The 17,337-nt window shown below is 57.2% G+C and carries 22 protein-coding genes; 2 read left to right on the forward strand and 20 right to left on the reverse strand.

Translation table 11 applies throughout. The features are described from left to right. Positions 1 to 15 precede the first annotated feature (15 nt). Complete coding sequence (locus BLW22_RS26395; RefSeq protein WP_065925359.1) at positions 16 to 975, reverse strand: GlxA family transcriptional regulator; 960 nt, start codon at positions 973 to 975, stop codon at positions 16 to 18. Between the two features lie 96 nt (positions 976 to 1,071). Between BLW22_RS26395 and BLW22_RS26400 the strand changes: the two genes are divergently transcribed. Then, complete coding sequence (locus BLW22_RS26400) at positions 1,072 to 1,635, forward strand: cysteine hydrolase family protein (protein WP_074847756.1); 564 nt, start codon at positions 1,072 to 1,074, stop codon at positions 1,633 to 1,635. A 21-nt stretch (positions 1,636 to 1,656) separates the two neighbouring features. Here the strand turns inward: BLW22_RS26400 and tam are convergent, their stop codons facing one another. The 3 genes from tam to BLW22_RS26415 form a co-directional block, all read right to left on the reverse strand. After that, entirely contained in the window at positions 1,657 to 2,418 is a 762-nt protein-coding gene (gene tam, locus BLW22_RS26405; RefSeq protein ID WP_074847757.1) for a trans-aconitate 2-methyltransferase, read from the reverse strand. Positions 2,419 to 2,623: 205 nt separating this feature from the next. After that, entirely contained in the window at positions 2,624 to 3,139 is a 516-nt protein-coding gene (locus tag BLW22_RS26410; RefSeq protein ID WP_065925356.1) for a single-stranded DNA-binding protein, read from the reverse strand. 9 nt (positions 3,140 to 3,148) lie between these two features. Continuing rightward, entirely contained in the window at positions 3,149 to 4,543 is a 1,395-nt protein-coding gene (locus BLW22_RS26415; RefSeq protein WP_015886131.1) for an MFS transporter, read from the reverse strand. Between the two features lie 178 nt (positions 4,544 to 4,721). Between BLW22_RS26415 and uvrA the strand changes: the two genes are divergently transcribed. After that, on the forward strand, positions 4,722 to 7,556 hold the full coding sequence (gene uvrA, locus BLW22_RS26420; protein WP_065925355.1) for an excinuclease ABC subunit UvrA: 2,835 nt from the start codon (positions 4,722 to 4,724) through the stop codon (positions 7,554 to 7,556). Positions 7,557 to 7,619: 63 nt separating this feature from the next. Here the strand turns inward: uvrA and bfr are convergent, their stop codons facing one another. From bfr to rpsN, 16 genes are all read right to left on the reverse strand, one after another. Continuing rightward, positions 7,620 to 8,084, reverse strand: a complete 465-nt coding sequence (gene bfr, locus BLW22_RS26425; RefSeq protein WP_017525959.1) for a bacterioferritin — start codon at positions 8,082 to 8,084, stop codon at positions 7,620 to 7,622. Positions 8,085 to 8,239: 155 nt separating this feature from the next. Beyond that, entirely contained in the window at positions 8,240 to 9,688 is a 1,449-nt protein-coding gene (locus BLW22_RS26430) for a catalase (protein WP_074847758.1), read from the reverse strand. 237 nt (positions 9,689 to 9,925) lie between these two features. Further along, entirely contained in the window at positions 9,926 to 10,312 is a 387-nt protein-coding gene (gene rplQ / locus BLW22_RS26435) for a 50S ribosomal protein L17 (protein WP_003176402.1), read from the reverse strand. A gap of 41 nt (positions 10,313 to 10,353) precedes the next feature. Beyond that, entirely contained in the window at positions 10,354 to 11,355 is a 1,002-nt protein-coding gene (locus BLW22_RS26440) for a DNA-directed RNA polymerase subunit alpha (protein WP_003176403.1), read from the reverse strand. Between the two features lie 22 nt (positions 11,356 to 11,377). Beyond that, positions 11,378 to 11,998, reverse strand: a complete 621-nt coding sequence (gene rpsD, locus BLW22_RS26445; RefSeq protein WP_003176404.1) for a 30S ribosomal protein S4 — start codon at positions 11,996 to 11,998, stop codon at positions 11,378 to 11,380. A gap of 18 nt (positions 11,999 to 12,016) precedes the next feature. Next, on the reverse strand, positions 12,017 to 12,406 hold the full coding sequence (gene rpsK, locus BLW22_RS26450) for a 30S ribosomal protein S11 (protein WP_002555466.1): 390 nt from the start codon (positions 12,404 to 12,406) through the stop codon (positions 12,017 to 12,019). A gap of 30 nt (positions 12,407 to 12,436) precedes the next feature. After that, positions 12,437 to 12,793, reverse strand: coding sequence for a 30S ribosomal protein S13 (gene rpsM / locus BLW22_RS26455; RefSeq protein ID WP_024077676.1), 357 nt, complete (start codon positions 12,791 to 12,793; stop codon positions 12,437 to 12,439). 129 nt (positions 12,794 to 12,922) lie between these two features. Then, complete coding sequence (rpmJ, locus tag BLW22_RS26460) at positions 12,923 to 13,039, reverse strand: 50S ribosomal protein L36 (protein ID WP_002555468.1); 117 nt, start codon at positions 13,037 to 13,039, stop codon at positions 12,923 to 12,925. Positions 13,040 to 13,066: 27 nt separating this feature from the next. Continuing rightward, positions 13,067 to 14,395 (reverse strand): preprotein translocase subunit SecY, encoded by a 1,329-nt coding sequence (gene secY, locus BLW22_RS26465; RefSeq protein WP_003176406.1) that lies wholly within the window; start codon positions 14,393 to 14,395, stop codon positions 13,067 to 13,069. Beyond that, positions 14,396 to 14,833: a 50S ribosomal protein L15 gene (gene rplO, locus BLW22_RS26470; RefSeq protein ID WP_003176407.1), complete on the reverse strand. Its 438-nt coding sequence runs from the start codon at positions 14,831 to 14,833 to the stop codon at positions 14,396 to 14,398. A gap of 3 nt (positions 14,834 to 14,836) precedes the next feature. Then, positions 14,837 to 15,013: a 50S ribosomal protein L30 gene (gene rpmD, locus BLW22_RS26475; RefSeq protein ID WP_003176408.1), complete on the reverse strand. Its 177-nt coding sequence runs from the start codon at positions 15,011 to 15,013 to the stop codon at positions 14,837 to 14,839. Positions 15,014 to 15,015: 2 nt separating this feature from the next. Further along, positions 15,016 to 15,516 (reverse strand): 30S ribosomal protein S5, encoded by a 501-nt coding sequence (rpsE, locus tag BLW22_RS26480; protein ID WP_003186035.1) that lies wholly within the window; start codon positions 15,514 to 15,516, stop codon positions 15,016 to 15,018. 3 nt (positions 15,517 to 15,519) lie between these two features. Then, positions 15,520 to 15,870, reverse strand: coding sequence for a 50S ribosomal protein L18 (gene rplR / locus BLW22_RS26485; protein ID WP_003186037.1), 351 nt, complete (start codon positions 15,868 to 15,870; stop codon positions 15,520 to 15,522). A gap of 10 nt (positions 15,871 to 15,880) precedes the next feature. Next, positions 15,881 to 16,414, reverse strand: a complete 534-nt coding sequence (rplF, locus tag BLW22_RS26490) for a 50S ribosomal protein L6 (protein ID WP_003176412.1) — start codon at positions 16,412 to 16,414, stop codon at positions 15,881 to 15,883. A gap of 12 nt (positions 16,415 to 16,426) precedes the next feature. Then, positions 16,427 to 16,819 (reverse strand): 30S ribosomal protein S8, encoded by a 393-nt coding sequence (gene rpsH / locus BLW22_RS26495; protein WP_003176413.1) that lies wholly within the window; start codon positions 16,817 to 16,819, stop codon positions 16,427 to 16,429. Between the two features lie 206 nt (positions 16,820 to 17,025). Next, positions 17,026 to 17,331 carry a 30S ribosomal protein S14 gene (gene rpsN / locus BLW22_RS26500; RefSeq protein WP_003176414.1) on the reverse strand — a complete coding sequence of 102 codons (306 nt, stop codon included), beginning with the start codon at positions 17,329 to 17,331 and terminating at the stop codon, positions 17,026 to 17,028. Positions 17,332 to 17,337: the final 6 nt, after the last annotated feature.

Genomic DNA, 17,337 nt, shown 5'->3' on the forward strand with positions numbered 1-17,337 from the left:
GGCGTTCTGCACGATTCACACGCCAAAACGGCTGCGGTAATCACTGGGTGCCAAACCGGTGATCTTCTTGAAGGTGGCGCGAAACGCACCAGGGTCCTGATACCCCACGGTCCAGGCGATGTGGTCGATGGTGGCGGTGGTGAACTCCAGCATTTGCCGCGCCTTGCCGACACGTAAATGCTGGCAGTATTCGGTGGGCTTCAATCCCGTGGCACTGCGAAAACGCCGTAGGAAGGTGCGCTCTTCCAACCCCGCCTCTTGCGCCATGGCGGCCACGGACACATCCACCGCGCCACTGGCTTGCAACCAATGCTGGACCTTGAGGATGGCCGCATCGCCATGGCTGAGGATCGGCGCAAAGTTGCTGCCGCACTGGCTGGCACTGTCGCTGTGCTCGATCACCAGGAAACGCGCGGTATCGGCAGCGACGCTGGGGCCCATCAGGCGGTCGACCAGGCGCAGGCCCAGCTCGGACCAGGCCATCAGCCCGGCGGTGGTGATCAGGTCGCCGTCATCGACGATCGGTTTATCCGCCTCAAGGCGTACAGCCGGATAACGGGTCGCGAAGGATTTGGCTGAGGACCAATGGGTGGTGGCGCTGCGCCCGTCCAACAGACCGCTGCGCGCCAGCAGGATCGAACCGATGCACACGCCACCGAGCACGGTGCCTGCAGCGTGTTGCTGGCGAATCCACTCGAGCAGTGCGGGCGGCGCCTGGTCTTCGGTGAACTCGCCGATTGAAGGCGGCACCAGCACCGCCATCATCGGTTGCTCAGGCCCTGGGTAGCTGTCGAATACCCGCGTGGGTGTGCCATGGCCATCTACCTGCCAGTGGCTCACCCGCAGCAACGGCAGCTGTGCGGATTGATGCTCGGCGGCGATCCGGTTGGCGACACCGAACAGATCGGTCAGCCCATGCACCGCTGCCAACTGCGCCCCCTGGTAGATCAACACGCCCAGCTCAACAACCGCCATTGTCAGTTTTCCCCCTGTTATTGTCGGTGCAGCCAATCCCCCGCTCCGGCGCCAGCTAACATACTGGCCCCATCAACCCATCACGAGGCAATACCCATGACCAAGCAAGCGCTCATCCTAATCGATATCCAGAACGACTACTTCCCTCAAGGCAAGTGGCCGCTCGATGGCGTGGACGCCGCCGCGGACAAGGCTGCGCAGGTGCTCCAGGCGTTTCGCCAGAACGGGGATGCAGTGATTCATGTGCGCCATGAGTTCACGTCCGAGGATGCACCGTTTTTCACGCCGAACTCTGAGGGTGCCTATTTGCACCCCAAGGTGCTGAACGAGGGCAGCGAGCCGGTGGTGCTTAAACATTTCGTGAATGCGTTCCGCGAAACCCCTCTACGCGCCCTTCTGGAACAGCGCAGCATCACCGAACTGGTGGTGGTCGGCAGCATGAGCCATATGTGCATCGATGCGGTGGTGCGGGCCGCAGCGGACCTGGGCTACAAGGTCACGGTGATTCATGACGCATGTGCCACCCGCGATCTGGAGTTCAATGGGCAGGTGATTCCGGCGGCGCAGGTGCATGGCGCGTATATGGCGTCGTTGGCATTTGGCTACGCGGGCGTAGTGTCAGCGGATGAGTATTTGAAGGCGCAGGCAGCAGCGGCGTAAGCGCTGCTTGCTTCTGTGCCGTCAGCGGGTCGCGATGATAAACAGGCGCGGGAAGGGCAGTAATACGGTGCCATCGCCTAGTGCTGGATAAGCCTGTGTAATCCGCGCCTGGTATTCCTGTAGGAAAGCGGCTTTTTCGCTATCGGTCAGTGGCGCGAGAAAGGGTCGCAAGCCCGAGCCCTTGAACCACTCCACCACAGCGGCATGATCCGCCAGCGGGTGCTGGTACGTGGTGTGCCACACATCCACGGTACTGCAGTGTTGGCTCAGCAACTCGTAGTAGTAGCTCACCGAGTGGCGCTCATTGTGTTGGAACGCGCCGATCTTTGCCGCCCATGGGCCATCTGCCGCCACTTCGCGTGCCAGCCGGTGGGCGGGTTCATTGAGGTTGTCTGGGGTTTGTACGGCGAGCGTGCCGCCAGGCGCCAACTGGTCGACCAGATGCGGATAGAGCGTGGCGTGGTTTGGCAGCCATTGCAGCGAGGCGTTGGCGAGGATCACGTCGAATGTCTGCGACGGACTCCAGGCACCGATGTCCGCCAGCTCAAAGTTCAGCGCGGGCAGGCGCTTGCGGGCGTCGACCAGCATGTCGTCGGAACTGTCCAGGCCCGTCACCTGCGCCTGCGGGAAACGCTCGGCCAATACCTGGGTGGAGTTGCCGGGGCCGCAACCCAGGTCCACCGCTGTGTGCACCACGGTATTCGGAATGGCCGCGACCAGGTCACGGACCGGACGAGTGCGTTGTTGTTCAAACATCGTGTATTGCTTGGCAGACCAGGTCATCGCGGCTCTCCTTGTTCTGTGGAAGTGGGTTACAGCCTAAATCGAGTGGCCCCCGGAGACAAATGCCAGGGCCGGCGATCGTTCCATCCCGTCATTTAATCCGTTGCGGGTGCAGCTTCATGCATCACGAAATTACAAAAAAGCCCCGAGAGCAGGGCTCACGGGGCTTTTTGGGAAAGCTATACGGATTGCGCCGAGCGATATCCTAGAACGGAATATCGTCATCAAAGCTGTCGAAATCCGGAGCCGGTTGCGGAGCGGCCTGTTGCGGTGCTGGACGCGACTCACGCTGTGGCTGCTGGCTTGGCTGCGGACGCGTCTGCTGTGGACGCGGTGCCGAGTTGGACATACCGCCCTGGCCTTGTTGGTCGCCCTGTGGACGGCCGCCCAGCAGTTGCATGGTGCCTTGCATGTCGACCACGATTTCAGTGGTGTAACGCTTGATGCCGTCTTTTTCCCACTCGCGGGTTTGCAGCTTGCCTTCGATGTAGACCTGCGAACCTTTGCGCAGGTATTCACCGGCGATCTCTGCGACCTTGCCGAACATCGACACACGGTGCCATTCGGTTTTCTCGACCTTCTGGCCGGTCTGCTTGTCGGTCCATTGTTCGCTGGTCGCCAGACTCAGGTTGGTCACGGCGTTACCGTTAGGCAAGTAGCGAACTTCGGGATCCTGGCCGCATGTACCGACCAATATGACTTTGTTAACCCCACGGGCCATAACGTTCTCCTATGCTGGGCGCGCTGTCGGCACTGGGTTGACCAGTTGCTCGAGCGTCGCGCGATCCAATAATTCGGTGTCCAATTTGATGTAAATGGCCGCCTCTTCAGCGACCACGACTGCATCTGTTACCCCTACGACTGCCTTCAGGCGCTCTACCAGACCGCTTTCACGGATCGCCTCAGGCGATAGCGGCAAACGCAGGCTTGTGACGTAGGGAGGTTCGCGCATGGTAACAGCAAAGGCCAACCAAAGTGCAGCCAGCCCGGCGCATCCGAGGAACACAACCGACAAACCGCCATGCTGGAACATCCAGCCGCCCATGATGCCGCCCAGCGCCGAGCCAAGGAACTGGCTGGTGGAATACACCCCCATCGCCGTGCCTTTGCCGCCGGCCGGTGAAACTTTACTGATCAGCGAAGGCAATGAAGCCTCCAGCAGGTTGAACGCGGTGAAGAACACCACCGTGCCAATAACCAGCGCCCGTAGGCTGTCGCCGAACTGCCAGAAGAATAGTTCAGTGAGCATTAATGTCGCGACGGCACCGAGCAAAACTCGTTTCATTTTGCGTTTCTTCTCGCCATAGATGATGAACGGGATCATGGCGAAGAACGAAATCAGCAGTGCGGTGAGGTAGACCCACCAGTGCTGTTCCTTGGGCAGCCCGGCTTTTTCCACCAGCGCCAGGGGCAAGGCGACGAAGCTGCACATCAGCATTGCGTGTAAGACGAAGATACCTAAATCCAGGCGCAACAGATCCGGGTGCTTGAGCGTCGGCAACAGGGCCTTGCGTGCGACGCCCGACTCACGGTGCTGCAACGTGCCAGTGGAGCGCGGCACCATGAAGGCCACGATCACGATCCCGAACAACGCCATGCCGCCGGTGGCAAGGAACAGGCCGTGCAAGCCAAAGGCACGCGTCAGCAATGGGCCCACGACCATGGCCACGGCGAACGACAGACCGATGGTCATGCCGATCATGGCCATGGCCTTGGTGCGGTGTTGCTCACGGGTCAGGTCGGACAGCAGCGCCATGACGGCAGCGGAAATCGCCCCGGCACCTTGCAGTATGCGTCCGGCGATCACGCCCCAGATCGAATCGGATTGTGCCGCGAGCACGCTGCCGAGGGCGAAGACAATCAGCCCGAGGTAAATCACCGGGCGCCGGCCAATCCGGTCGGAAATGATTCCGAACGGGATCTGAAAAATCGCCTGGGTCAGGCCATAGGCGCCAATCGCCAGGCCGATCAGTGCGGGGGTCGCGCCTGCCAGATCCATTCCATAGGTCGCCAGTACCGGCAACACCATGAACATGCCAAGCATACGGAACGCGAACACCAGGGCCAGACCGCTTGCTGCTCGGGTCTCGCCGCTACTCATGCGTTCGCTGTGGGGATCGTGCATGGAAAAACCTCGTGTGAACCGGCGGCGATTCTACCAGTCCCATCGATTGAGAGGGTATATGCGGCGCTTTGCCGCGCAGCTTTCATGTAAGGCTGCACCCGGCACTTTGACAGTGTATATTCATCCAGTCTTTAGCCGTATACTCCTGCATTATTTACGCCCGCCGTGCGAGGCCATCTTGGACAAGATCCTGATTCGTGGGGCTAGAACCCACAACCTGAAGAACATCGACCTGACCCTGCCCCGGGACAAACTGATCGTCATCACCGGCTTGTCCGGCTCCGGCAAATCGTCCCTGGCGTTCGACACGCTGTATGCCGAAGGTCAGCGGCGCTATGTGGAATCGCTGTCGGCCTATGCCCGTCAGTTCCTGTCGATGATGGAAAAGCCGGACGTCGACACCATTGAAGGCCTGTCGCCGGCGATTTCCATTGAGCAGAAGTCGACCTCCCACAATCCGCGTTCCACCGTGGGCACCATCACCGAAATCTACGACTACCTGCGCCTGCTGTACGCGCGGGTGGGTATCCCCCGTTGCCCGGACCACGACATTCCGCTGGAAGCCCAGACCGTCAGCCAGATGGTCGACCTGGTACTGGCCCAACCGGAAGGTGCCAAGCTGATGCTGCTGGCGCCGGTGATTCGCGAGCGCAAGGGCGAACACCTCTCTGTATTCGAAGAGCTGCGTGCTCAAGGTTTCGTACGTGCGCGTATCAACGGCAAGCTCTATGAGCTGGACGAAGCGCCGAAACTCGACAAGCAGAAGAAGCACTCGATTGATGTCGTGGTCGATCGCTTCAAGGTGCGGGCCGACCTGCAGCAGCGTCTGGCCGAATCGTTCGAGACCGCGTTGAAGCTGGCGGATGGCATTGCCCTGGTGGCACCGATGGATGATGAGCCGGGTGAAGAGATCATCTTCTCCGCGCGCTTTGCCTGCCCGATCTGTGGCCACGCCATCAGCGAGCTGGAGCCCAAGCTGTTCTCCTTCAACAACCCGGCCGGGGCCTGCCCGACCTGCGATGGCCTGGGCGTGAAGCAATTCTTCGACATCAAGCGCCTGGTCAACGGCGACCTGACATTGGCGGAGGGCGCGATACGCGGCTGGGACAGGCGTAACGTCTACTACTTCCAGATGCTCGGGTCGTTGGCGTCCCATTACAAGTTCAGCCTTGAAGTACCTTTCAACCAACTGCCGGCAGACCAGCAGAAAGTCATCCTCAATGGCAGCGGCTCGCAGAACGTCGACTTCAAGTACCTGAACGACCGTGGCGACATCGTCAAGCGCTCCCACCCGTTCGAAGGCATTGTCCCCAACCTGGAACGCCGCTACCGCGAGACTGAATCGGCGAGTGTGCGCGAAGAGCTGGCGAAATTCCTCAGCACCCAACCTTGCCCGGATTGCCGGGGCACTCGCCTGCGTCGTGAGGCGCGGCATGTATGGGTGGGTGAGAAGACGCTGCCGGCGGTGACCAACCTGCCGATCGGCGATGCCTGTGAATACTTTGGTGTGCTAAAGCTCACCGGGCGCCGTGGGGAAATTGCCGACAAGATCCTCAAGGAGATCCGCGAGCGCCTGCAGTTCCTGGTTAACGTTGGCCTGGACTATCTGTCGCTGGATCGCAGCGCAGATACGTTGTCCGGCGGTGAAGCGCAGCGAATTCGCCTGGCCAGCCAGATTGGTGCCGGCCTGGTGGGGGTGTTGTACATCCTCGATGAGCCTTCGATTGGTTTGCACCAGCGGGACAACGATCGCCTGCTGGGCACGCTGAAACACCTGCGGGATATCGGCAATACGGTGATCGTGGTCGAGCACGATGAAGATGCGATTCGCCTGGCGGACTACGTGGTCGATATTGGCCCAGGCGCCGGCGTACATGGAGGACATATTGTCGCCGAGGGCACGCCTGCCGAGGTAATGGCACATCCCGACTCGTTGACCGGCAAGTACCTGTCCGGCCGCGTGAAGATCGCAGTGCCAGCCAAGCGTACACCGCGCAACAAGAAGATGGCGTTGCACCTCAAGGGCGCGCGCGGCAACAACTTGCGCAATGTTGACCTGGAAATACCACTGGGCCTGCTGACCTGCGTGACCGGCGTTTCCGGCTCAGGTAAGTCGACGCTGATCAACAACACGCTGTTCCCCTTGAGTGCCACCGCCTTGAACGGCGCTACCACCCTGGAAGCCGCCGCGCACGACAGCATCAAGGGTCTGGAACACCTGGACAAGGTGGTCGATATCGACCAAAGCCCGATTGGCCGCACACCGCGCTCCAACCCCGCGACCTACACCGGGTTGTTCACGCCTATTCGTGAGCTGTTTGCTGGCGTGCCGGAATCCCGTTCACGGGGCTACGGGCCAGGCCGCTTCTCGTTCAACGTCAAGGGTGGTCGCTGTGAAGCGTGCCAGGGCGATGGCCTGATCAAGGTGGAGATGCACTTCCTCCCGGACATCTACGTGCCGTGCGATGTGTGCAAGAGCAAGCGTTATAACCGCGAAACCCTGGAGATCAAGTACAAAGGCAAGAGCATCCACGAAACCCTGGAGATGACCATCGAGGAAGCCCGTGTGTTCTTCGATGCCGTTCCGGCGTTGGCGCGCAAGCTGCAAACGCTGATGGATGTGGGCCTGTCGTATATCAAGTTGGGGCAGTCGGCGACGACGTTGTCCGGTGGTGAAGCGCAGCGGGTGAAGCTGTCTCGCGAGCTGTCCAAACGCGATACGGGCAAGACCTTGTATATCCTGGATGAGCCGACAACTGGCCTGCACTTTGCGGATATTCAGCAATTGCTGGATGTGTTGCACCGCTTGCGTGATCACGGCAACACCGTGGTGGTGATCGAGCACAACCTGGATGTGATCAAGACGGCCGACTGGCTGGTGGATCTAGGGCCGGAAGGCGGATCCAAGGGCGGCCAGATCATCGCGGTGGGTACGCCGGAGCAGGTCTCCGAGATGCCACAATCGCATACGGGTTACTACTTGAAGCCATTGCTGGCGCGCGACCGGGCCTGATTTATCAGGCCCAATAAAAAGCCCCTGTCACTGCTGAAGTGACAGGGGCTTTTTTGTAGGAAATCAGAACTGCGATTGCAGGTAGTTTTCCAGGCCAATCAGCTTGATCAAGCCCAACTGCTTTTCCAGCCAGTAGGTGTGATCTTCTTCGGTATCGTTCAACTGCACGCGCAGGATTTCCCGCGTGACGAAGTCGCTGTGCTGCTCGCAGAGCTCGATGCCCTTGCAGAGAGCGGCACGCACCTTGTATTCAAGACGAAGATCGGCTGCAAGCATGTCAGGTACGCTGGTACCCACATCCAGATCGTCGGGACGCATACGTGGCGTACCTTCGAGCATCAGGATACGACGCATCAGTGCATCGGCGTGCTGTGCCTCTTCTTCCATTTCGTGGTTGATACGCTCGTAGAGTTCGGTAAAACCCCAGTCTTCGTACATGCGCGAGTGGATGAAATATTGATCACGAGCTGCCAGTTCGCCCGTCAGCAACGTGTTGAGGTAATCGATTACGTCGGGGTGACCTTGCATCGCCCTACATCTCCCTGCTTGAAAGTCTGTAGTTTGAACCATGCTGACTCGGAGGTCACGGGACTAACGGCAGAAAAGTGAAGATTTCCGCAGAAAAGTAGCTGAAATAACGCAAAAACCGCCCAAATGAGGGCGGTTCTGCTTATCGTTTAGAGTCAGTTAAGCGATACACCCAGTGCCTTTGCGATTGCTTCTCCATAAGCAGGATCTGCCTTATAGAAGTGCTGCAGCTGACGCTGGACCACATCACTGGAGACACCGCTCATTGCGCCGGCGATGTTATTGGTGAGCAGTGCTTTCTGCTCATCATTCATCAGGCGGAACAGCGCACCTGCGTGGCTGTAGTAATCGGTGTCTTCGCGATGATCGTAACGATCAGCTGCACCGCTCAAAGCCAACGCTGGCTCGGCGTACTGAGGCGCTTGCTTGGGTGCTTCGGCGTAGCTGTTCGGTTCGTAGTTCGGAGTCGCACCACCATTGCTGCCAAATGCCATTGAGCCATCACGCTGGTAGCTGTTGACCGGGCTGCGCGGAGCATTCACCGGCAATTGCTGGTGGTTGGTACCCACACGGTAGCGGTGAGCATCTGCGTAAGCGAAAACCCGACCTTGGAGCATACGGTCTGGCGACAGGCCAACGCCTGGAACCATGTTGCTTGGGCCAAATGCAGCCTGCTCTACTTCAGCGAAGTAGTTCTGCGGGTTGCGGTTAAGTTCCAGCTCACCCACTTCAATCAACGGGAATTCTTTCTGCGACCAGGTTTTGGTCACATCAAACGGATTCTCGTAATGGGCGTTCGCCTGGGCCTCGGTCATGATCTGGATACAGACCCGCCATTTCGGGAAGTCACCGCGCTCGATCGCACCAAACAGATCCCGCTGGGCGTAATCAGGATCAGTACCGGCCAGACGGGCCGCGTCAGCCGGTGCCAGGTTCTTGATGCCTTGCTTGGTTTTGTAGTGCCACTTCACCCAGTGCCGCTCGCCGCTGGCGTTAATCAAGCTGTAGGTGTGGCTGCCAAAGCCGTGCATATGACGGTAGCCATCGGGAATACCACGGTCCGAAAACAGAATGGTGACCTGGTGCAGCGCCTCTGGAGAGTGCGACCAGAAGTCCCACATCATTTGCGCGCTTTTCAGGTTGCTTTGCGGCAACCGCTTCTGAGTGTGGATGAAATCTGGGAATTTCAGCGGATCGCGTATGAAGAACACCGGTGTGTTGTTACCCACGATGTCCCAATTACCTTCTTCGGTGTAGAACTTCAAGGCGAAACCACGAGGGTCGCGCTCTGTGTCCGCCGACCCACGCTCCCCCCCCACAGTGGAGAAACGCAGGAACGTTGGAGTTTGCTTACCAACGGATTCGAACAATTTGGCGCTGGTGTACTGGGTGATGTCCCGGGTGACCGTGAAGGTCCCGTAGGCACCCGACCCCTTGGCGTGTACGCGACGCTCAGGGATGTTTTCACGGTTGAAATGGGCAAGTTTCTCGATCAGGTGAAAATCGTCAAGAAGCAGCGGGCCGCGCGGGCCGGCTGAACGGGAATTCTGGTTATCCGCAACGGGAGCGCCGCTGGCGGTGGTAAGGATTTTATTCTGGCTCATGCTCAATTTTCCTCAGGTCGGACTTGGAACTGCCGGCTAATCGGCTTGGAGGGAGTATTGACCATCAACATGACACCTACAAATTCATTAAATTGTAAGCTTCAATAGAAAATAACTAACAATACCCCCGCGCACATAGTGCTGAGCGCTATCTGAGGAAGCTTGTACAAATCGCGCTTTTGTTACGCGCACAAAAAACCGGGCACTAGGCCCGGTTCTTCGTTACAGCTTGTCGTCTTACTCGGCGCTTACAGCTTCGCCGGCAGTAGCACGATCAACCAACTCGACGTACGCCATAGGCGCGTTGTCGCCAGCGCGGAAACCGCACTTGAGGATGCGCAGGTAGCCACCCTCACGGGTAGCGTAACGCTTGCCCAGGTCGTTGAAGAGCTTACCAACGATAGCTTTCGAACGAGTACGGTCGAAAGCCAGACGGCGGTTAGCCAGGCTGTCTGTCTTGGCCAAAGTGATCAGCGGCTCAGCAACGCGACGCAGTTCTTTAGCTTTCGGCAGTGTAGTTTTGATCAGCTCGTGCTCGAACAGCGACACCGCCATGTTTTGAAACATGGCCTTGCGGTGCGAGCTGGTACGGCTCAGGTGACGACCACTTTTACGATGACGCATGGTTCATTCCTTACCAAACTCACGTTCGGTGATTACGACGATCAGGCAGTCGCCTTGTCGTCCTTCTTAAGACTTGCAGGCGGCCAGTTGTCGAGGCGCATGCCGAGGGACAGACCGCGGGAGGCCAGAACGTCCTTGATTTCAGTCAAGGATTTCTTGCCCAGGTTCGGAGTCTTCAACAGTTCTACTTCGGTACGCTGAATCAGGTCGCCGATGTAGTAAATGTTTTCCGCCTTAAGGCAGTTAGCCGAACGTACAGTCAGTTCCAGATCGTCAACCGGGCGAAGCAGGATCGGATCGATCTCGTCTTCCTGCTCGATTACCACTGGTTCACTGTCACCTTTGAGGTCGACGAACGCAGCCAACTGCTGTTGCAGAATGGTTGCAGCGCGGCGGATAGCCTCTTCAGGATCCAGAGTACCGTTGGTTTCCAGATCAATAACCAGCTTGTCCAGGTTAGTACGCTGCTCGACACGGGCGTTTTCCACCACGTATGCGATACGGCGAACCGGGCTGAACGAAGAGTCAAGCTGCAAGCGACCAATGCTGCGGCTTTCGTCTTCATCGCTCTGACGCGAGTCGGCCGGTTCATAACCACGACCACGAGCTACGGTGAGCTTCATGTTCAGGGCGCCGTTAGACGCCAGGTTAGCGATTACGTGATCGGGGTTAACGATCTCGACATCATGATCCAGCTGAATATCGGCAGCGGTAACCACCCCCGAACCCTTCTTCGACAAGGTCAGCGTAACTTCGTCACGGCCGTGCAGCTTGATAGCCAGACCTTTAAGGTTCAACAGGATTTCAATTACGTCTTCCTGTACACCTTCGATGGCGCTGTACTCGTGGAGCACACCGTCAATCTCGGCCTCGACTACTGCACAGCCGGGCATTGAGGACAACAGGATGCGGCGCAGCGCGTTGCCCAGGGTGTGGCCAAAACCACGCTCGAGAGGCTCGAGAGTGATCTTGGCGCGGGTTGGACTGACAACCTGCACATCAATGTGGCGGGGTGTCAGGAACTCATTTACCGAAATCTGCATGGATGCACCTATTTTCTAGCCCTTACTTGGAGTAGAGCTCGACAATCAGGCTTTCGTTGATGTCGGCGGACAGATCACTGCGAGCAGGAACGTTCTTGAAAACGCCCGACTTCTTCTCAGTGTCTACTTCTACCCATTCTACGCGGCCACGTTGGGCACACAGATCGAGAGCTTGGACAATGCGAAGTTGGTTTTTTGCTTTCTCGCGAACTGCGACCACGTCACCAGCACGAACCTGGTAGGACGGAACGTTTACGGTCTGACCGTTAACGCTGATCGACTTGTGCGATACCAGCTGACGGGATTCGGCACGAGTCGAACCAAAGCCCATACGGTATACAACGTTGTCCAGACGGCATTCGAGCAGTTGCAGCAGGTTTTCACCGGTTGCACCTTTCTTGCCAGCAGCTTCTTTGTAGTAGCCGCTGAACTGACGCTCGAGAACGCCGTAGATACGGCGGACCTTCTGCTTTTCACGCAGTTGGGTGCCGTAATCGGACTGGCGACCGCGGCGTTGGCCGTGGATACCAGGTGCTGCTTCAATGTTGCACTTCGATTCGATCGCGCGCACGCCGCTCTTCAGGAAGAGATCGGTGCCTTCGCGACGAGCGAGTTTGCATTTTGGACCAATGTAACGAGCCATTCTTTACAATCTCCTGGATTACACGCGGCGCTTCTTCGGCGGACGGCACCCGTTGTGCGGGATTGGCGTCACGTCGGTGATGCTGGCGATCTTATAGCCACAGCCGTTCAAAGCACGGACAGCAGACTCACGACCTGGACCTGGACCTTTGACGTTAACGTCGAGGTTTTTCAGGCCATATTCCAGCGCAGCTTGACCAGCACGTTCAGCAGCTACTTGAGCAGCAAACGGGGTGGACTTGCGGGAACCGCGGAAACCCGAACCACCGGAGGTAGCCCAAGAAAGCGCGTTACCTTGACGGTCGGTGATGGTCACGATGGTGTTGTTAAAAGATGCATGGATGTGGGCGATGCCATCAACCACTGTCTTTTTAACTTTTTTACGAGGACGAGCAGCAGGTTTTGCCATGATAATTTTCCTGTCGATTCGCTGGGGCGATTACTTGCGGATCGGCTTACGCGGACCTTTACGGGTACGCGCGTTAGTCTTGGTACGCTGACCGCGTACTGGAAGACCACGACGATGACGCAGACCGCGATAGCAACCGAGGTCCATCAAACGCTTGATTTTCATGTTGATTTCGCGACGCAGGTCACCTTCAGTGGTGAACTTCGCCACTTCGCCACGCAGCAATTCAATCTGCTCGTCGCTCAGATCCTTGATCTTAGCGGCTGGGTTTACCCCAGCAACTGCGCAAATTTTCTGCGCAGTAGTGCGACCAACACCATAGATGTAGGTCAGCGAGATAACAGTGTGCTTGTTATCTGGAATGTTAACGCCTGCAATACGGGCCATTCAGTGGGACTCCAATTGACAGCTACCTACGCCCCGGAAGCCAAGAAATAGGGCGCGAGATAATATCGCTGTAATAACAAATAATCAACCCGGCAGCGCACTAGCTGCCGGGCTTCAAGCGGATCACACTCAGCCTTGGCGCTGTTTGTGACGCGGTTCCGCGCTGCAAATTACTCGAACAACACCTTCGCGGCGAATAATCTTGCAGTTACGGCACAGCTTTTTCACCGATGCACGAACTTTCATCACCAACTCCTCGAACCTTATGGGTACTCAGCGCAACATGCCGCTGCCGTAACCCTTCAGGTTGGCTTTCTTCATCAGGGATTCGTACTGGTGCGAAACGAGGTGCGATTGTACTTGGGACATGAAGTCCATCACAACCACGACCACGATCAGCAACGAGGTCCCGCCAAGGTAGAACGGAACGTTTGCTGCAACCACCAGGAACTGGGGCAACAAGCACACGGCCGTCATATATAGAGCACCGAACAGGGTCAAACGAGTCAGAACGCCATCAATGTAGCGTGCAGACTGCTCACCTGGACGAATACCCGGAATAAAGGCACCGGACTTCTTCAGGTTTTCCGCTACGTCTTTCGGATTGAACATCAACGCCGTATAGAAGAAGCAGAAGAAAATAATCCCTGCACTAAACAGCAGAATATTCAACGGCTGACCAGGAGCGATCGACTGAGAGAGGTCCTGCAGCCAGCCCATATTTTCAGACTGACCAAACCAGGTACCCAACGAAGCCGGAAACAGCAAAATGCTGCTCGCGAAAATTGCCGGAATAACACCGGCCATATTCACTTTCAGCGGCAAGTGGCTGGTCTGCGCAGCAAAAACCTTACGGCCCTGCTGACGCTTGGCGTAGTGAACAGCAATACGACGCTGGCCACGCTCAATGAACACCACAAAACCGATAATCGCTACTGCCAGCAAACCGATGGCAACCAGGGCAAAGATATTGATATCACCCTGACGCGCAGACTCGAAAGACTGCCCGATTGCTCTCGGAAGACCGGCGACGATACCTGCGAAAATCAACATCGAGATACCGTTACCAACACCACGCTCAGTAATCTGCTCACCCAGCCACATCATGAACATCGCACCAGCCACAAAAGTGGATACCGCGACGAAATGGAAGCCAAAGTCACCAGTGAACGCAACACCCTGCCCCGCCAGGCCAACGGACATGCCGATAGCCTGAACCAGGGCGAGGATGACAGTGCCGTAGCGGGTGTACTGGCTAATCTTGCGACGGCCAGCTTCACCTTCCTTCTTCAACTGCTCCAGCTGAGGGCTGACGGCGGTCATCAGTTGCATGATGATCGATGCCGAGATGTACGGCATGATCCCCAGTGCAAAAATGCTCATCCGTTCCAGCGCGCCGCCAGAAAACATGTTGAACAAGCTAAGAATGGTCCCCTCATTCTGTCGAAACAGGTCTGCGAGTCGGTCCGGGTTGATACCTGGAACCGGGATGTGTGCGCCTATTCGGTAGACGATAATCGCCAGGAACAGAAAACGCAGACGAGCCCAAAGTTCAGACATACCGCCTTTGCCGAGCGCTGAGAGAGCACCTTGCTTAGCCATTTATTCCTCGAACTTGCCGCCAGCTGCTTCGATAGCCGAACGCGCACCTTTGGTGGCGCCGATTCCCTTGCCGATAGTGACAGCGCGAGTCACTTCACCGGACAGCATGATTTTCACACGCTGTACGTTGACGTTGATCACGTTGGCATCTTTCAGGGTCTGCACAGTAACGATGTCGCCTTCCACTTTAGCCAGCTCGGACAGACGCACTTCTGCGCGGTCCATGGCCTTCAGGGAAACGAAGCCGAACTTAGGCAGGCGACGATGCAGCGGCTGTTGACCGCCTTCAAAGCCTGGAGCAATGGTGCCACCGGAGCGGGAGGTTTGACCTTTGTGGCCGCGGCCACCAGTCTTACCCAAACCGCTACCGATACCACGGCCCGGACGATGCTTTTCGCGACGGGAACCCGGCGCTGGACTCAGATCATTGAGTTTCATCGATTAACCCTCGACACGCAGCATGTAGTAAGCCTTGTTGATCATCCCGCGATTCTCGGGAGTATCCTGGACTTCTACAGTGTGACCGATGCGACGCAGACCCAAACCCTTAACGCACAATTTGTGGTTAGGGATGCGGCCGGTCATGCTTTTGATCAGCGTTACTTTAACGGTAGCCATGATCAGAAGATCTCCTTGACGCTTTTGCCACGCTTGGCGGCAATGGATTCAGGAGATTGCATAGCTTTCAAACCCTTGAAAGTGGCGTGAACCACGTTTACCGGGTTAGTCGAGCCATAGCACTTGGCCAGAACGTTCTGAACACCAGCAACCTCGAGGACAGCACGCATAGCGCCGCCAGCGATGATACCGGTACCTTCAGAAGCAGGCTGCATGTATACCTTCGAAGCGCCATGAGCGGACTTCATTGCGTACTGCAGCGTGGTGCCGTTCAGATCAACTTGGATCATGTTGCGACGAGCAGCTTCCATTGCCTTCTGGATCGCAGCAGGCACTTCACGTGACTTGCCACGGCCGAAGCCAACACGCCCTTTACCATCACCCACCACGGTCAACGCGGTGAAAGTGAAGATACGGCCGCCTTTAACGGTTTTGGCTACGCGGTTAACTTGAACCAGCTTCTCAATGTAGCCTTCGTCGCGCTTTTGGTCGTTATTTGACATAACTTAGAACTCCAGCCCAGCTTCACGAGCAGCATCAGCCAGCGCTTTAACGCGGCCGTGGTACTTGAAGCCAGAGCGGTCGAAAGCCACTTGCGAGACGCCAGCGGCCTTAGCACGCGTAGCGACCAGCTGGCCAACCTTTGTGGCCGCGTCGATGTTGCCAGTGGCACCATCACGCAGTTCTTTATCCAAAGTCGAGGCGCTGGCCAGGACTTTGTTGCCGTCGGCCGAGATGACCTGGGCGTAGATGTGCTGCGACGAGCGGAACACGCAGAGACGCACGACTTCGAGTTCGTGCATTTTCAGGCGTGCTTTGCGAGCGCGACGCAGTCGAGTAACTTTTTTGTCGGTCATTTGCTATGCCCTACTTCTTCTTGGCTTCTTTACGACGGACGACTTCGTCCGCGTAGCGCACACCTTTGCCTTTGTACGGCTCTGGTGGACGGAAGTCGCGGATCTCAGCAGCCACTTGACCTACCAGTTGCTTATCGATGCCCTTGATCAGGATATCGGTCTGGCTAGGAGTCTCAGCGGTGATGCCTTCCGGCAGTTCGTAATCCACTGGGTGCGAGAAGCCAAGGGCCAGGTTCAAAACCGTGCCTTTTGCTTGCGCTTTGTAACCAACACCGACCAGCTGGAGCTTACGCTCGAAGCCTTGGCTTACGCCTTGGACCATGTTGTTTACCAACGCACGCGTGGTACCAGCCATTGCGCGAGTTTGTTGATCGCCATTGCGAGCAGCGAAACGCAGCTCACCAGCTTCTTCAACGATCTCAACGGACGAATGGATATTCAGTTCAAGAGTGCCCTTGGCACCCTTCACCGAAAGCTGTTGGCCTGCGAATTTGACTTCGACACCGGCTGGCAGCTTAACGGGGTTCTTAGCGACGCGAGACATGCTTATCCCCCCTTAGAACACAGTGCAAAGAACTTCGCCGCCGACACCGGCAGCGCGCGCAGCACGATCCGTCATCACACCTTTGTTGGTGGAGACGATAGACACGCCCAGACCGCCACGAACTTTCGGCAGATCTTCAGCGGACTTGTACTGACGCAGGCCTGGACGGCTAACGCGCTTCACTTCCTCTATGACCGAACGGCCTTCGAAGTACTTCAGCTCGATGGACAGCAGTGGTTTGATTTCGCTGCTGATCTGATAACCCGCAATGTAGCCTTCGTCTTTCAGGACTTTGGCAACAGCAACCTTCAACTTGGAAGATGGCATGCTTACGACGGACTTTTCAGCCATCTGGGCATTACGGATACGAGTTAGCATGTCCGCTAACGGGTCCTGCATACTCATGGGCTAGACGCTCCTAATACAAAAAAATTAGCCTTGCGGCTACATATGTCGCTGAGAATCTCCGGGTAAAAAACACGGGCTCAGGCGAGCCGCGTATTTTAGACACACTCCGGAAATGAAACAAGCCCCAAAAGGGGCTTGTTCCAGATTCAGGGTCACCGGCGGTCAGTATCTTTCGATTCGGACCACCTGGACGCTGAAAGTACTTACCAGCTGGCTTTAACCAGACCTGGTACGTCACCACGCATTGCCGCTTCACGCAGTTTGTTACGGCCGAGGCCGAACTTGCGGTAAACGCCGTGTGGACGACCGGTCAGGCGGCAGCGGTTACGCATGCGCGAAGCGCTTGCGTCACGTGGCTGCTTCTGCAGGGCAACTGTAGCTTCCCAACGCGCTTCTGGACTTGCGTTCAGATCAACGATGATTGCTTTCAGTGCTGCACGCTTCTTGGCGTACTTGGCAACCGTGAGCTGACGCTTCAGCTCGCGGTTTTTCATGCTCATCTTGGCCATGGTCCT

It is taken from the genome of Pseudomonas marginalis (genome assembly GCF_900105325.1).
GTDB classification, from domain to species: domain Bacteria; phylum Pseudomonadota; class Gammaproteobacteria; order Pseudomonadales; family Pseudomonadaceae; genus Aquipseudomonas; species Aquipseudomonas marginalis.

Coding starts and splice junctions, on each gene's coding strand:
- BLW22_RS26395 (WP_065925359.1), bottom strand. CDS start 975: ATGGCGGTTGTTGAGCTGGGCGTGTTGATCTACCAGGGGGCGCAGTTG.
- BLW22_RS26400 (WP_074847756.1), top strand. CDS start 1,072: ATGACCAAGCAAGCGCTCATCCTAATCGATATCCAGAACGACTACTTC.
- tam (WP_074847757.1), bottom strand. CDS start 2,418: ATGACCTGGTCTGCCAAGCAATACACGATGTTTGAACAACAACGCACT.
- BLW22_RS26410 (WP_065925356.1), bottom strand. CDS start 3,139: ATGGCCCGTGGGGTTAACAAAGTCATATTGGTCGGTACATGCGGCCAG.
- BLW22_RS26415 (WP_015886131.1), bottom strand. CDS start 4,543: ATGCACGATCCCCACAGCGAACGCATGAGTAGCGGCGAGACCCGAGCA.
- bfr (WP_017525959.1), bottom strand. CDS start 8,084: ATGCAAGGTCACCCCGACGTAATCGATTACCTCAACACGTTGCTGACG.
- BLW22_RS26430 (WP_074847758.1), bottom strand. CDS start 9,688: ATGAGCCAGAATAAAATCCTTACCACCGCCAGCGGCGCTCCCGTTGCG.
- rplQ (WP_003176402.1), bottom strand. CDS start 10,312: ATGCGTCATCGTAAAAGTGGTCGTCACCTGAGCCGTACCAGCTCGCAC.
- BLW22_RS26440 (WP_003176403.1), bottom strand. CDS start 11,355: ATGCAGATTTCGGTAAATGAGTTCCTGACACCCCGCCACATTGATGTG.
- rpsD (WP_003176404.1), bottom strand. CDS start 11,998: ATGGCTCGTTACATTGGTCCAAAATGCAAACTCGCTCGTCGCGAAGGC.
- rpsK (WP_002555466.1), bottom strand. CDS start 12,406: ATGGCAAAACCTGCTGCTCGTCCTCGTAAAAAAGTTAAAAAGACAGTG.
- rpsM (WP_024077676.1), bottom strand. CDS start 12,793: ATGGCCCGTATTGCAGGCGTTAACATTCCAGATAACAAGCACACTGTT.
- rpmJ (WP_002555468.1), bottom strand. CDS start 13,039: ATGAAAGTTCGTGCATCGGTGAAAAAGCTGTGCCGTAACTGCAAGATT.
- secY (WP_003176406.1), bottom strand. CDS start 14,395: ATGGCTAAGCAAGGTGCTCTCTCAGCGCTCGGCAAAGGCGGTATGTCT.
- rplO (WP_003176407.1), bottom strand. CDS start 14,833: ATGAAACTCAATGATCTGAGTCCAGCGCCGGGTTCCCGTCGCGAAAAG.
- rpmD (WP_003176408.1), bottom strand. CDS start 15,013: ATGGCTACCGTTAAAGTAACGCTGATCAAAAGCATGACCGGCCGCATC.
- rpsE (WP_003186035.1), bottom strand. CDS start 15,516: ATGTCAAATAACGACCAAAAGCGCGACGAAGGCTACATTGAGAAGCTG.
- rplR (WP_003186037.1), bottom strand. CDS start 15,870: ATGACCGACAAAAAAGTTACTCGACTGCGTCGCGCTCGCAAAGCACGC.
- rplF (WP_003176412.1), bottom strand. CDS start 16,414: ATGTCTCGCGTCGCTAAGAACCCCGTTAAGCTGCCAGCCGGTGTCGAA.
- rpsH (WP_003176413.1), bottom strand. CDS start 16,819: ATGAGTATGCAGGACCCGTTAGCGGACATGCTAACTCGTATCCGTAAT.
- rpsN (WP_003176414.1), bottom strand. CDS start 17,331: ATGGCCAAGATGAGCATGAAAAACCGCGAGCTGAAGCGTCAGCTCACG.